The organism is Frankia sp. QA3 (genome assembly GCF_000262465.1).
Lineage (GTDB): Bacteria > Actinomycetota > Actinomycetes > Frankiales > Frankiaceae > Frankia.
On the sequence record NZ_CM001489.1, the window covers coordinates 1,901,811 to 1,913,851 of the forward strand.

The 12,041-nt window shown below is 70.9% G+C and carries 11 protein-coding genes and 2 pseudogenes; 5 read left to right on the forward strand and 8 right to left on the reverse strand.

Going from position 1 to position 12,041, the window contains the following annotated elements:
* Nucleotides 1-67 precede the first annotated feature (67 nt).
* Together FRAQA3DRAFT_RS07560 and FRAQA3DRAFT_RS38500 are read right to left on the reverse strand one after the other, a co-directional pair.
* Nucleotides 68-952, reverse strand: a complete 885-nt coding sequence (locus tag FRAQA3DRAFT_RS07560; RefSeq protein WP_035920656.1) for a hypothetical protein — start codon at nt 950-952, stop codon at nt 68-70.
* Nucleotides 953-2,176: 1,224 nt separating this feature from the next.
* Nucleotides 2,177-2,425 (reverse strand): annotated as a pseudogene (locus tag FRAQA3DRAFT_RS38500) (hypothetical protein); the annotation flags it as partial.
* Between the two features lie 25 nt (nt 2,426-2,450).
* Between FRAQA3DRAFT_RS38500 and FRAQA3DRAFT_RS07565 the strand changes: the two are divergent.
* Nucleotides 2,451-3,086 (forward strand): TetR/AcrR family transcriptional regulator, encoded by a 636-nt coding sequence (locus tag FRAQA3DRAFT_RS07565; protein ID WP_009738482.1) that lies wholly within the window; start codon nt 2,451-2,453, stop codon nt 3,084-3,086.
* A 282-nt stretch (nt 3,087-3,368) separates the two neighbouring features.
* On the opposite strand, the gene FRAQA3DRAFT_RS07570 is transcribed toward FRAQA3DRAFT_RS07565, so the two are convergent.
* A complete protein-coding gene (locus tag FRAQA3DRAFT_RS07570) occupies nt 3,369-3,806 on the reverse strand; it encodes a PPOX class F420-dependent oxidoreductase (protein WP_035920657.1) in 438 nt (145 codons plus the stop codon).
* Nucleotides 3,807-4,041: 235 nt separating this feature from the next.
* On the opposite strand from FRAQA3DRAFT_RS07570, the gene FRAQA3DRAFT_RS07575 reads away from it, so the two are divergent.
* Both FRAQA3DRAFT_RS07575 and FRAQA3DRAFT_RS07580 read left to right on the forward strand, forming a co-directional pair.
* Nucleotides 4,042-4,731: an MOSC domain-containing protein gene (locus FRAQA3DRAFT_RS07575; RefSeq protein WP_009738484.1), complete on the forward strand. Its 690-nt coding sequence runs from the start codon at nt 4,042-4,044 to the stop codon at nt 4,729-4,731.
* A gap of 101 nt (nt 4,732-4,832) precedes the next feature.
* Nucleotides 4,833-5,723 carry a hypothetical protein gene (locus tag FRAQA3DRAFT_RS07580; RefSeq protein WP_009738485.1) on the forward strand — a complete coding sequence of 297 codons (891 nt, stop codon included), beginning with the start codon at nt 4,833-4,835 and terminating at the stop codon, nt 5,721-5,723.
* Between the two features lie 107 nt (nt 5,724-5,830).
* On the opposite strand, the pseudogene FRAQA3DRAFT_RS07585 reads toward FRAQA3DRAFT_RS07580, so the two are convergent.
* Nucleotides 5,831-6,627 (reverse strand): annotated as a pseudogene (locus FRAQA3DRAFT_RS07585) (EamA family transporter).
* Nucleotides 6,628-6,966: 339 nt separating this feature from the next.
* Here FRAQA3DRAFT_RS07585 and FRAQA3DRAFT_RS07590 point away from each other — a divergent pair.
* Nucleotides 6,967-7,773: a methylenetetrahydrofolate reductase gene (locus tag FRAQA3DRAFT_RS07590; RefSeq protein WP_035920658.1), complete on the forward strand. Its 807-nt coding sequence runs from the start codon at nt 6,967-6,969 to the stop codon at nt 7,771-7,773.
* Nucleotides 7,774-7,922: 149 nt separating this feature from the next.
* On the opposite strand, the gene FRAQA3DRAFT_RS07595 is transcribed toward FRAQA3DRAFT_RS07590, so the two are convergent.
* From FRAQA3DRAFT_RS07595 to FRAQA3DRAFT_RS07605, 3 genes are read right to left on the reverse strand one after another with little or no spacing between them, the layout of a single operon-like run.
* Complete coding sequence (locus tag FRAQA3DRAFT_RS07595; RefSeq protein ID WP_009738489.1) at nt 7,923-9,203, reverse strand: serine hydrolase; 1,281 nt, start codon at nt 9,201-9,203, stop codon at nt 7,923-7,925.
* Between the two features lie 54 nt (nt 9,204-9,257).
* Nucleotides 9,258-9,848: a hypothetical protein gene (locus tag FRAQA3DRAFT_RS07600; protein ID WP_009738490.1), complete on the reverse strand. Its 591-nt coding sequence runs from the start codon at nt 9,846-9,848 to the stop codon at nt 9,258-9,260.
* Nucleotides 9,849-9,850: 2 nt separating this feature from the next.
* The gene (locus FRAQA3DRAFT_RS07605; protein ID WP_009738491.1) at nt 9,851-10,213 is read right to left on the reverse strand and encodes a PadR family transcriptional regulator; all 363 of its coding nucleotides are present in this window, start codon (nt 10,211-10,213) and stop codon (nt 9,851-9,853) included.
* Between the two features lie 175 nt (nt 10,214-10,388).
* On the opposite strand from FRAQA3DRAFT_RS07605, the gene FRAQA3DRAFT_RS07610 reads away from it, so the two are divergent.
* Nucleotides 10,389-10,733 carry a DUF1990 family protein gene (locus tag FRAQA3DRAFT_RS07610; protein ID WP_232291959.1) on the forward strand — a complete coding sequence of 115 codons (345 nt, stop codon included), beginning with the start codon at nt 10,389-10,391 and terminating at the stop codon, nt 10,731-10,733.
* A 168-nt stretch (nt 10,734-10,901) separates the two neighbouring features.
* Here FRAQA3DRAFT_RS07610 and FRAQA3DRAFT_RS07615 read toward each other — a convergent pair whose 3' ends face one another.
* Nucleotides 10,902-11,894 carry an NAD-dependent epimerase/dehydratase family protein gene (locus FRAQA3DRAFT_RS07615; RefSeq protein ID WP_009738492.1) on the reverse strand — a complete coding sequence of 331 codons (993 nt, stop codon included), beginning with the start codon at nt 11,892-11,894 and terminating at the stop codon, nt 10,902-10,904.
* Nucleotides 11,895-12,041 lie beyond the last annotated feature (147 nt).

A 12,041-nucleotide genomic window follows, 5' to 3' on the forward strand; every position in this document is an offset into this window, starting at 1 on the left:
TCGGCTTCTGCGAGCGCCCGGTAGAGAGGAGGCGACGGGCGGGACTACGCGGCGTCCCGCCCCTGCGCTAGGGCGTGTGTCGAGTTGTGATCTGTCTGTGGGATTTGTCCTTGGGGCAGGGCATGATCCGGTAGACCTTCGTGTATGACGCGGGTGCAGGTGACGGACGACGATGGCGTAGATGTGCGTCGCGTCGGTGGTGTCTTCGGTGGTGTCTGTCGATGGTGACGTCCATGCCCGCCACGCCTATGGTGTTGATGGTGACTCCGGTCGAGGCGTAGAACCGGCCGTCACGGACCGCGTTGACGATGGAGTCGACGGTCAGGTCGGCGGCGCACGCCACGATCCAGGCCTTGTTGGCGCCCGCGGCCACGACGCTGCAGTCACCGGCCACACCCCAGATCCGCTCTCCGTCCTGGAGCAGGCGGTCCCAGTGGTCGAAGGCGAACGGGCTGTGGTGGGGATCCGGGCGTTGCAGGTACCAGCCGTTCACAATCTCGAGGGCGTTGACGCCGACACAGTCCCGGATTCGCAGTGTGCCGGGGTAGGTGGGATGCAGGAGCACGACGAGGGAGTCGGCGTCGACGCGGGCGCACTCGACGATCTCCGGTAACGAGGCGGGCATGGTGACGTGCTCCGACTCGGAGGGATTCACGTGGCCGAGGTGCTGATGGGTGGTGACGCAGTGCTCGTCCAGCTCCGCCCCTGGGATGACCAGCACGCCGTAGGCGTTGAGCTGTTCGGCGTCGATGTCGGCCTGCGTCGTGTACACGTTCTGTTCGGAGAACATCACGAAGTCGTGCCCGTTGTTTCGATAGTCGTGCAGGATCTCCGGCCGCGGTCGTCCTTGGGGCCCGCCCGGGTAGACCTCGGCGTGCTTGCTGTGGACGTGCAGCGATCCCTTGTACCAGTGCCCCTCGTCGAGCGTGGAGTACGGGCTGTCCAGGTTCACCCGCCAATTCTGGCACGCCGGCCGATCAGCCGAGGGAGGGAATGCGGCCGCGACGCTCGCCAGGAGGCGCCCCGGCCGAGTCGGCCGGGGGGCACCGGCGGTGGGGTGACGCACATCCCGCCGGTGCGCACCCCAGTAGAGCCACATTCACCCAGAAACGGCCGCCTCGGCAAGACGTTCAGCTCCTTCGAGGCAGGCGGCGCCGAGCTCACCCTCTGCAAGTCGGGAGCCGACGGAAGCCAACGCGATGGCCCCGATGACACGTCCAGTTTGGACCACCCATGGATCCGGCAGCGGACCGTCACCCGGACGGGGGCCAGGCCACGGCCACGGCCACTTTCGGGGCCAGGGGGTCGCGCACCAGTCATCGACCCATTCTTGCAGAAAGCCGACCGACGATTTCCCGCGCACGTCCGACTCGACCGCGAGGCGCACGACATCATGCGCCATCGCGACCGCGGCGATCTGAAAGGCGTCCGGGGGCGGACCCGGCGGGAGTGGCTGTGGATTTAGGGAAACGAGATCCGTCCGCGCTTGGACACGCGGCCCAGTCGGGAGGATCCCCTCCCAAACTTGTGGATGGATTCTGGCGATAATAGACAGCAACGAAGCCGCGCTCATGACGTCTCCTCATTTCGCCCACTTGGCGATGACGTAATCCAACCCTCTCGGTTGTGGCTTGCCGTTGTAGATGGCGCTGTATCCGAGGTGGGTGGCGGACCGTTCGATGTTCTCGGATGCCAAGGGGTTGCCTCCATGATTTTTGTTGGCATCTTCTGGTAGTGCAACGTCGGACATCCGACAGGCAGGCTGCCATTCGAGCAGATCCGCCGGAACGTGTGGTGACTGGTGTGCTCGCCTATCGGGTTTCGGCTTCACCGCGCAACCGGCCGCCGACGATGGCATCGGCTGGTAAGGAGGTCGCGTCGCGGTGACTTCCTGCGCCAGCTCGTCAGCGAGCTCGGCGCGTGCCTGCTCGTCGGGGGTGAGGTTCTCGCGTCTGCGGGCTGTGTCAGCTGCGGGTGGAGTCGCTCATGTTCAGGTTTCCTTCGGGGTGAAGGAGATGGGGGTCAGACCCGGGTGGTCAGGGCGGTGAAGGCGCGGGCGTAGTCGGTGACCGTCGCGCCGCCGGCCAGCGCGACGCGGTTGTCGATGACGAGGTAGGGCACCCCGGTCGAGTGCTTCTTCGCGGTCGCGTGCCACCTCGGCGTCGAAGCGGTTGCCAGACAGCACGTCCGACACCTCGCCCGCGTCCATGCCGCCGGCCACGGCCGACCTGGTGAGCTCCGCGGGATCGAACGGGTTGATGGTTCCGCCGAAATAGCCTCGCTGGAGCTGGGTGAACCAGGACGCGTCCAGCCCGTGGGTCCTGGCGAGCTGCAGGACGCGCGGTACATCGTGGGTGTTGGCAGCAAGCCGGTCCGTTGTGGGGAACCTCCCCCACCTAGGAAGCCGCCGCGAAGTGGGGAAGATCGTCCGTTTGGGTTAGGATGGACGCGTGACGACTGGCGGCAGCAGCCCGAGCAAGCCGTTGCGGGCCGACGCGGAACGCAACCGGTCCGCCATCCTGGCTGCCGCGGCGCGGCTGCTGGCCAAGAACGGCCTGTCGGTGTCACTGGACGACGTGGCCGCGGAGGCCGGCGTCGGAAGCGCGACCCTCTACCGGCGCTTCAGCAGCAGAGACGAGCTCGCCTCGGACGTCCTCGGGCAACAGATGGCCGAGTACGTCGCCCGGACCGAAGCAGAACTGGCCCGGTCCCAGGACGACCCGTGGGGGGCCCTGACGTCGTACACCCACTTCGTGGTGGAACACCAGATCGCCGATCGCGCCTTCGCCGAGGTCCTCTCCTCGCCCGGGCTGGGCACCGCCGCGCTTCGAGAAGACCTCGATCGGACCTACCGAGACCTGCAGGCCATCGTCCAGAACGCCCTGGACGCCAAGGTTGTGCGACCGGACATGCACTGCAGCGACCTGCTCATGCTCTTCCGCGCGGTCAACGGCCTCATCGCAGCGGACGCCGAAACGGCCACAGAGGCGTGGCCACGGCTCGTAGCCACCTTCCTCGCGGCCTGGAGGAGCGACGGCCCTGCGCTGCCGCCGGTGTCCGCGGTGTGGGATCGGACAGAGGCCTAACCCGGATCTTTCCTCGGCGGCCCTGCCTGAGGCGTGGGCCACACGATCATCGGCCTGTCCACCGACGCGGCCGGAACCCTGCCCTCTACCGGGGCCGGTCTCACCCGACCTCCGCGAACTTCATGCCGCCGGCAGCCGGATAGATCATCGCCGTTTACGGCTGGTGACACGTTTCTTACCGGCACTCCTGGTGGCGTCGGCGTCGAGGGAGACCATCGCCTCGTCGCTGCCCCGCCCGGCGAGGTGTCGCCGGGCGGGGCAGCTGCGGGTCTCGGCGCGGGGTCAGGGGCCGTAGATGCGGGTGGGGGTGAGGAACACCGCGGTGCGGCGCTGTTCGGCCATGACCCGGTCGTAGGTGTGCCAGTCGTCGTGGGTGCCGCCGGCGGCGAGGAAGACCTCGCGCAGCAGCAGCCGCAGCCGTACGGCGTCGACGCCGGGGCGCGGGTCGTCGGGGCCGATGATCTCCGCGGTGCCCTCGACGGTGGCCCACCGCCAGCCCGAGCGCACGGTGGCGCTGGCCTGCGGGCGGGCCCGCAGGTGGGCGAGCTTGACCGCGCCGTACGTCACGAACGCGACGACCTCGATGTCGGTGAGTGGATGACGCATGAAGGCGATGTTGACGACGGATGCCTGGATGCCGCCGTCGTCGCGCAGCGTCGAGATGACGGCGAGCCCGCTCTCGGCGCGGCTGAGGGCGGCGGCGTCCTCGAAGGTGGTCACGGCTTGTTCACCCTTCGTCGCGATGGTCGGGGTCCGACCGCGCGGCCTCGTCACTATCCGTCCTTGTGGTTACGATTTCCACCGTATCGGTCAGCCGGGGGTGACCGGTGTCGCCTGCCGGCCGCGGCGGGCGCGGCGCCGGCGGCGCAGGCGGGCCGGGTGCGTGCCGGTGCCTGCGGCGACGTAGAAATGTCCTGGTGGGAGGCTCCGACGGGGGCGAGGTCGGGAGGCCGGGATGAGTGGTGCGCACGGCCCGATCGGTGGGGTGCGGGGCCCACGGGTGGTGTCGGTCAACGTCGGTCTGCCCCGCGCCGTCCCCACCGACGACGGCGGCGAGGTGCTCACCGCGATCTGGAAGGAACCCGTCGCCGGGCGGGTCGCGGTGCGCCGGGGCAACCTCGACGGCGACCGCCAGGCCGACCTGGTCCACCACGGCGGTGCGGACAAGGCCGTCTACGCCTACGCGCAGGAGGATCTCGCCTGGTGGGCGGGGGAGCTGGGCCGCGCCGTGCCGGCGGGGGCGTTCGGGGAGAACCTGACCATCGCCGGGCTGGACGTGGCCGGGGTCGTCGTCGGCGAGGTGTGGTCGGTCGGGTCGGCGCGGTTGCAGGTCGCCCAGCCGCGCATCCCGTGTTTCAAGCTCGGGATCCGCTTCGCCGACCGCAGCCTGCCGCGGCGCTTCGCCGCCGCCGGGCGGCCGGGGATCTACCTGCGGGTCCTGGCCGAGGGCGAGCTGGGGGCGGGGGACGCCATCGAGGTCACACCCGGGGCGCCGCAGGCGGTCGGGGTCGCGGCACTCGCCCGCGCCTACCACGGGCGCGATGCGCAGCTGGCCGCGGCGGTGCTGCGCGCCCCCGACCTGCCGGCGTTCTGGTACGACTGGGCCCGCGACCGGACGGCGCCGCGGGGGCGGGACCGCCCCTGACCGATCGCCCCTGACCGATCGCCGCGGACGGTGGCAACGTTCATCGGACATTCACGGTCACGGTCCGCATTCCGACTGCGCCGCAGGGGAACGTGTGATCCATGCCTTTGACTTTGATCACCGGGACCTATCGGGTGGTGGGCGCCTCGCCGGACGGCGACTCGGTCCGCTTCTACCCGCACAATCCGCAGGCGTTTCGCCGGGCGGGCATCACGGTGAAGGCCAACCGGGCGGGTGGCGTGCAGCTGCGCCTGGACGCCATCGACGCCCTGGAGACGCACTACGCCCCGCCGCACGCCGCCCGGCAATGGCATCAGCGCGCCGAGTTCGGTCGGGGCGCCGCCGACGCCCTGCTGCACGAACTGGGTTTCCGTGACGTCACCCGCGACGCCCGCGGCACCGTCACCGCCGCCACGCCCACCCAGACCGACGGGTACATCCTCACCCGCTTCGCCGACAAGTACGGCCGGGCCGTCGCGATGGCCTTCGCCGGTGCGCCGCCGGCGGGCACCAAGGACGGCGCCGCGGTGTTCCTCGACGTCGACGGGCTGCACCGGTCGGTCAACCACCGGCTGCTGGCCGCCGGCTGGGTGTACCCGACGTTCTATTCGAAGCTGTACGTCGACCTGCGCGCCGATCTCGCCGCGACCACCGAGGCGGTGCGCCGGGCGGCCACCGGTATCTGGAAGCTCGACGCCACCACGTCCGGATTCACCGTCACCTCCCGCGAGCAGCTCACCGACGATCTGGTGATCCTGCCGAAGCTGTTCCGCCGGCTGGCGGAATATCTGACCCTGGATGAGACCGGCGGGGTGGACCTGGCCGGTTTCGCCGACTTCCTCGCCACCGGCGACGACAGGCTGTTCACCGTCCCCGCGGGACACGCCACCGCCCTGGACACCCTGGTCACGGTGACGACCGATCCCGCCACCGCGCAGGAGAAGGTCACCCTCACCGTCCCCCCGGAGCGCATCGTCTTCCTCGAAGGCTGAGTCTTCCTCGAGGGCCGAGTCTTCCTCGAGGGCTGACCCACCCCGCACGGGCCGACGCCGGGTGGGGTGCGAGGGCGTCTGTCCCGCACCCCACCCGCGGTGCGGGATCAGGAAACGGCGGTGTCACCCGCGAGGCGCGACTCGGCCCTCGCCAGAAAGACCATGGCGCACAGCAGCAGCACGGTGCCGGCCAGCGTCGCCGCCGTGAGCTGCTCCCCGAGCAGCGTGACCGCGAGCACGGCGGCACCCACCGGCTCGATCAGCATGATCGCTGACGCGGTGGCGGCGCGCACGACGGTCACGCCGGCGAAGTAGAGCGGATAGGCCAGCGCGGTCGGTACCGCAGTGTGGCCGCGGCGTATCCCGCGGCGGACAGCAGTGCCAGACCGGCGCCTGCCGGGCGCACGGTGGCGCCCTGATCGCCCAGGACAAGCACCGTCAGGCCGCCGACCGCCCCGGTGATCGCCACGGCCCCGCCGCGTCCCAGCCGCTCGCCCAGCGCCCGCCGTGCGCCGAGGGCGGTGAGCACCGGCCCGGCTCCCAGCGTGACGATCGTGCCCACCGCCAGCCCGGTGATCGCGACCGCCGCGAAGTAGGCGGTCTGAAACACGGCGAGCCCTCCAGCGGTCCCCGCGCGCAGGAGCAGCCGACGGCGCCGGGGCTGGGGCTGGGGCTGGGGGCTCACGGGGGCACGGTTCGCCGCCCGAGACGCTCGCACGGCTCGTGCCATGAGCAGCAGGATCAGGCCACCGAGGAACCGCCAGAAGGACACCGCCACCGGTCCCAGGTCGCTGGATCGGTAGACGAGGCCCACCGCCGCTCCGGTGGTGCTCCAGGTGGCACCGGCAACAGCCAGATACATCAGGCCCCGCTTGACGGGCAGGCCGGCAACAGCATTCGACATGGTGCGCTCTCCGCGTCGGGAAATGGTCGTGTGGTCCCGTGTGCGGGCAGCACGACCAGCGCGCCGGAAGTCCTCACCCGGCGCGGCGGCCTTCCTCGGCGGCCCGCCTTACGCGGCGGGCGGGGAGAGCACTGTCGAACTCATGACGGCCACCCTAGGCGACACCATCCGACGACCGTGTGCCGACACCGGGTTTGCTGGGCTGGATGACGGCGGCAGGACTGGACGTCAGGAATTGATCCTGGGTTCGCCTGGGCGGTCGGGGTGGATGGGTCGGGGCGCATCGTGCGGTGGAGCCGCGGTCGTGGTCGGTGGATCGGGGCGTCCTATCCTGTCCGGATGCGGGAATCCACGGTGGATCACGGACGTCCGGTCGGCGGCTTCGAGCTGATCTGCGAGATCGAGCCGCCGACCCGACCGGACCTGACCCATGCCCGCCACCAGATCGGCGTCCTCGGCCCCGTCACCGACGCGTTCCTGATCCCCGACAACCATCTTGGACGGGCGACGGTGTCGAGCATCGCCGTCGCCCACGAGGTGCAGACGATGGGGGGACGCAGCATCGCCTGCGTGAACGCCCGCGACCGTAACCTGCTCGGTCTGCGCCGTGACCTGCTCACCGCGGCGGCCTACGGCGTCGAGGAGTTCCTGTTCGTCCACGGAGACAAGCCCACCGTCGGCAACCGCAGCGGCGAGCTGACGGTGCGCGCGATGATGGACGCCGCCCGGGCGGCCGGGGCGGACCCGGTTTTCGCCGACCGCCCGGCGTTCCGGGTCGGGGCCGCGGCCGGCCTACGTCCGCTGCCGGCGTGGAAGCGGACGGCGGACTTCCTGTTCGTGCAGGTCTGCTACTCGGTGGACGCCCTGCTGCGCTGGCGCGACGCCCATCCGGTCGAGCTGCCGGTCTACGCCGGCGTGATGGTCCTCGCCAGCGTCGGGATGGCCCGCCGCCTCGCCGAGTCGATTCCCGACATCGACATCCCCGACGCCCTCGTCGAGGCGGTCGAACGGGACCGGGCGGCCGGGGTCGAGGCGGCCTGCGCGCAGGTGCTGCACCTGCGTGACAGCGGTGCCTTCGCCGGTGTCCACCTCGTCCCGGTGAGCCGCTACCGCCAGGTCGCCGCCCGACTCGAGGACCTTCTCTGATCTCCCGGCTCTGATCTCCCGGGCCGCTTCGCGCAGATCCGGGGGCCTTGACCGGGACGCGGTGGCTGGCTCTGCACCAGGACGCGTCCTGTCAGGAAGCGTCCTGTCAGGACGCGTCCTGTCCAGCACTCGCACCCCGCCCGGCGCGTTCACGGATTCCGCGGACGAGGTGTCCCGCACAGGGCGTGGTCGGCTGCCGTCGCGAGCGCGGTCCCGGCGGGGGCGGGGGCGGGGTGGATGGTGCTGGCCAGGACGACCGTGCGGGTGGTGTCCTCGTTCCAGAACGCCATGCTCTGGTATCCGAAAATGGCGCCGCTGTGGCCCCAGTTCGCGCCGCAGCGGTCCTGGACCCGTTCGATCCCGAGGCCGTAGCGGACCTTCGGGTCGCCGGGAGTTTCCACCGTGGTGGTCGTCATCTCCCGCAGCATCCGGGCACTGAGCACCTTGCCGCCCAGCAGGGACCGGTAGAAGTGGGCCAGGTCCCTGGCGCTGGAGACGACGGCGCCGGAGGCCCAGGCATGCGAGGGATTGAGCCCGGTCACGTCGAACGGCCTGCCGTCGGGGGTGGGAGCGAGGTCAGCCGGGACGTAGCCGTGGGCGTGGTAGCCGCGCAGGTTCCCGGTGGTGGTGGGCAACGAGGTGTCGGTCAGGCCCAGTGGCCTGAAGATTCGTCGTTGCAGTTCCTCGCCCAGCGGGCGGCGGGTGATCGATTCGACGAGCAGGCCGGCGACGATGTAGTTGGTGTTGGAGTACTCCCAGGCGGTGCCGGGTGGGAAGGAACTCGGGTGGGTTTCGGCGGTGGCCACGAGTTCCTTCGGGTCGAAGACCCGATTGTGGACGATGCCCGACAGCAGGGCGGGGTCGGCTGTGTAGTCGAACAGGCCGCTGGTGTGGTTGAGCAGCTGGCGAACGGTGATGGTGTCTCCGCCGCGCAGCAGGCCTGGCAGCCAGCGTCCCACGGGGCGGTCAAGGCCGAGGCGTCCCTCCTCGACGAGTTGGAGGACCACGGTGGCGACGAACGTCTTCGTGATGCTGCCGACCCGCACCCGGGCCTGCGGTTGCAACGGTGCACCGGTGGCCAGGTCCGCGACCCCCGCAGCGGCCTGGCCGCTGCCACGCTGGTCCTGCACGCGGACCAGGATGCCGGGGACGCCGGCGGCGGTGACGTCGCTCAGCAGCGTGCGCAGCTCGGGGTCGATCCTCGCCGTGTCCGGCTCGCCGACGCGAGGCGCTGGCGTGCCGGCCAGGGCCGGTGCCGCCCCCGCCAGCAGGGGCGAGACCACAACGATGATCGCGACGATCGCGCGGAACGCGCCGACCGGCAGGACCCTGCCGGCAGGCTTCGGGCGATGTGCCCGGTGGGGGCCGCGCAGGTCCGATGATCGGCGCCACGGGTCGGTGACGAATGCGTGGAATGCAGGCCAGGTCATTGTGATCTCCATCTGGGTGGGGAAGAACGCCGAGTCGCGTTCTGGGTTGCGGGGTCAGCTCCGACCGCCGTTTCTTTCCTCGTCGACGGCCAGTGGGGTGAGGTGACGCTGGCGCTGCCAGGCGAAGATCAGCCGCCACATCCGTCCGGTGACGAAGGCCCCGGCGAACATGAGCACGTAGACCAGCGGCGTCCAGGCCCCGCCGACGGAGGTGTGCGTGCCGTTGCGATAGGTGAACGTCGCCTCGCTGGTCAGATAGGGGACCCCGGCCCAGCGGAAGGTGCCGGTGGCATCGGGGGTGGTCGCGGTGATCCCGGCGTCGAAGGCGGTCCTGCCGGCGTAGTCGACCAGCATCATGACGATCTCGACGGTGAGGATGGTGACGGCGGCGGCCGCCCAGGACGGTCGCCGGGACAGCTCGCCGTACTCGGCGGCGAGGTAGCCGGCCGCGAGGATGCGCAGATCACCCAGCTGTCGCACGGCCTGGCGGGCGCCGACGTCGGCGGCCGCGGCGTGGAGGTTGTCGCGCAGTTCCCGGCGCCGGGTGACGCGGGATCGGCGCGGCAGGTCCTGCAGCCGCGCGTTCATCGTCCACACGGCGCGTTCGATACGCAGCCGGTCGAGGGCGCTCGGTGAGGTGGCCATCGTCAGGTGTCCTCCGTGGCGGTGGGTGGGTCGGGAAGGCGCCGGACGAGCACGGGGTGGACCACCGCGGCCAGCGACAGCCAGCTTTCGGTGCCCTCCGCCAGCGCCTGGGCTCCGGCGGTGGTCGGCCGGTAGTACTTGCGCGCCGGGCCGGACCGGGAGGCGACCAGGTGTCCCTGCAGCCGACCCTCGCGTTCCAGGCGCGCCAGCGCCGGATACACGCTGCCCTCGCTGATGTCGGTCAGGCCGAGTGCGCGCAGCCGCTGGACGACTTCGTAGCCGTAGGACTCGCGCTCGGCGAGCAGTCGCAGCAACAGCAACGACAGGACGCCCTTGAGCAGCTGGGGGTCATGCGTCGGAACCATGGTGGAAAACTAAGCCAGGTACCTGGCATCGTCAAGTACTAGGCGTCGGCCAGATGAGGCATGCATGATCGGGTCACCGGACCGCGCCCGCATCCGTCGCCGGGCCGGGGATGTCTCCGGGCCGGGGATGTCTCCGGGCCGGGGATGCTGTGCGGATGCGTCTGGTCGTCGCCGGATGGTTGGCGCGCGAGTTGGCCCGCTACCGGGGGCGGAGCTGACCTACCCTGAGCGCGGGGCGACGACGGGCAGCCTGCCGGCGGGGTATCGGCATGTGCGGCGTCGCGTGCTGCTGGGGCACGGACAGCCCGTGCTCGAGACCGCCGCCGCGGTGGTCATGAGCTGGAGGATGCATCGTCACGCCGGCCTCAGGCCGGTGGCGACCGCTCCCGGGGCGGACGCCGGGGCGACCGTGGTGATGTGCGCGGGTTGGGGACGGGTCGGCGTGCTGGCCGCCTGCCGGTCAGCCGCGAGACCGTCTACAGCTACCTGCGCGCTCGGGCGGCTCGCGCGGCGGGACTGAACCGCTAACGCCACTGACCGTTCGGTTGCTGCTCGAGCCCCGAGACCTGGATAAGCCGGCCGCCCAGGACAGTCACTCCGAGTGCGAGCTGCCGCTGAACGGCCGGGAGGCAAACAGCGCTACGGTGAAGTGGAAAACGGCTCCCTGGTTCTCGGGTCTACGCCTGCGTCAGCCCACCAGCTCGCGGAGGAGCCTGCGTTCCTCCTGCTCGCTGAGGCCTTCGTGGCCCCGCGCCGGGCCGCCGCGGGCGGTGTCCCATGCGAGCGTGTCCGCCAGAGTCTGCGCCAGGGGACGGATTGTCAGCCCGGTAGCCGTCGCCCGCGTGACGTCGACCTGGTTGATGGCCTCGCACCCGGGCGCGGCGATCCACATCGGAATCCCCATCCACGGGTTGACCCCGGCGGCGATCAGCCGCCCGCTCGACACCCAGACCGCCGTGGCCGGCGTGCCGGCGTGGGCCTGGCAGGCGTCGAAGAACGCACCGAACGGCAGCGGGCTGCCGGTCACGTTGAACACCCCGCCCACCCCCGACGTCACCGACCGCACGATCCAGCTCGCCAGGTCGCGCACGTCGATGAACTGGGCGAGGTCCCTCGGGTCCCCGGGCAGCAGGACGCGCCCGCCGCGGGCGAACCGGCGCGGCCAGTAGGCGAAGCGGTCCGTGGGATCATGCGGTCCGACGATCAGGCCGGGGCGGACGATGAGCGCCTGCGCGCCGAAGGCGTCGCGCACCAGGCGTTCGCAGGCCGCCTTCCGCGCCCCGTAGAGCTTCTCCGGCGCCGTGTCGTCGTCGAGTTCCAGCAAAGCCCCGTCCTCGTTCTGCGGTGTGCTCTGGTCGGCCAGGACAGACAGCGAGGAGACGTAGACGTACCGGTCGACCCGGCCGCGTAGCGCGTCGACCGCGCGACGCACGACCGGCGGGTCGTAGCCCGCGACGTCGACGACGATGTCGAAACGGCGGCCGGCGAGAGCGGACAGGTCACGGGTGCGGTCGCCGAGGACGGTCTCGGCCGCGGGGAACAGCCCGGGGTTGGTCTGACCGCGGTGGAACAGCGTCACCCGGTGGTCGTCGGCCAGCGCGGCCTCGGCCAGGGCGCGGCCCACGAAACGGGTGCCGCCGAGGATGAGAATGCTGCGCGGTCGGGAGATGGTGCTTGGCATGATGTGCGGCTCCGGACGAGGTGAGAATGTCCCGGGCCACGGCGGGGGAAACCGCCTCAGTCGGCGACCCGGGTGAGGGCATCGCGAAACTCGCTCACCGCACCCATAGGACCGTCATCTCCCTCATGCGACTCCGACAGCGGTAAC

What these genes read in the sequence shown, in the direction of transcription:
- FRAQA3DRAFT_RS07575 (WP_009738484.1), top strand. Translation starts at nt 4,042, where the DNA reads ATGAGTGGTGCGCACGGCCCGATCGGTGGGGTGCGGGGCCCACGGGTG.
- FRAQA3DRAFT_RS07580 (WP_009738485.1), top strand. Translation starts at nt 4,833, where the DNA reads ATGCCTTTGACTTTGATCACCGGGACCTATCGGGTGGTGGGCGCCTCG.
- FRAQA3DRAFT_RS07590 (WP_035920658.1), top strand. Translation starts at nt 6,967, where the DNA reads ATGCGGGAATCCACGGTGGATCACGGACGTCCGGTCGGCGGCTTCGAG.
- FRAQA3DRAFT_RS07595 (WP_009738489.1), bottom strand. Translation starts at nt 9,203, where the DNA reads ATGACCTGGCCTGCATTCCACGCATTCGTCACCGACCCGTGGCGCCGA.
- FRAQA3DRAFT_RS07600 (WP_009738490.1), bottom strand. Translation starts at nt 9,848, where the DNA reads ATGGCCACCTCACCGAGCGCCCTCGACCGGCTGCGTATCGAACGCGCC.
- FRAQA3DRAFT_RS07605 (WP_009738491.1), bottom strand. Translation starts at nt 10,213, where the DNA reads ATGGTTCCGACGCATGACCCCCAGCTGCTCAAGGGCGTCCTGTCGTTG.
- FRAQA3DRAFT_RS07610 (WP_232291959.1), top strand. Translation starts at nt 10,389, where the DNA reads ATGGTTGGCGCGCGAGTTGGCCCGCTACCGGGGGCGGAGCTGACCTAC.
- FRAQA3DRAFT_RS07615 (WP_009738492.1), bottom strand. Translation starts at nt 11,894, where the DNA reads ATGCCAAGCACCATCTCCCGACCGCGCAGCATTCTCATCCTCGGCGGC.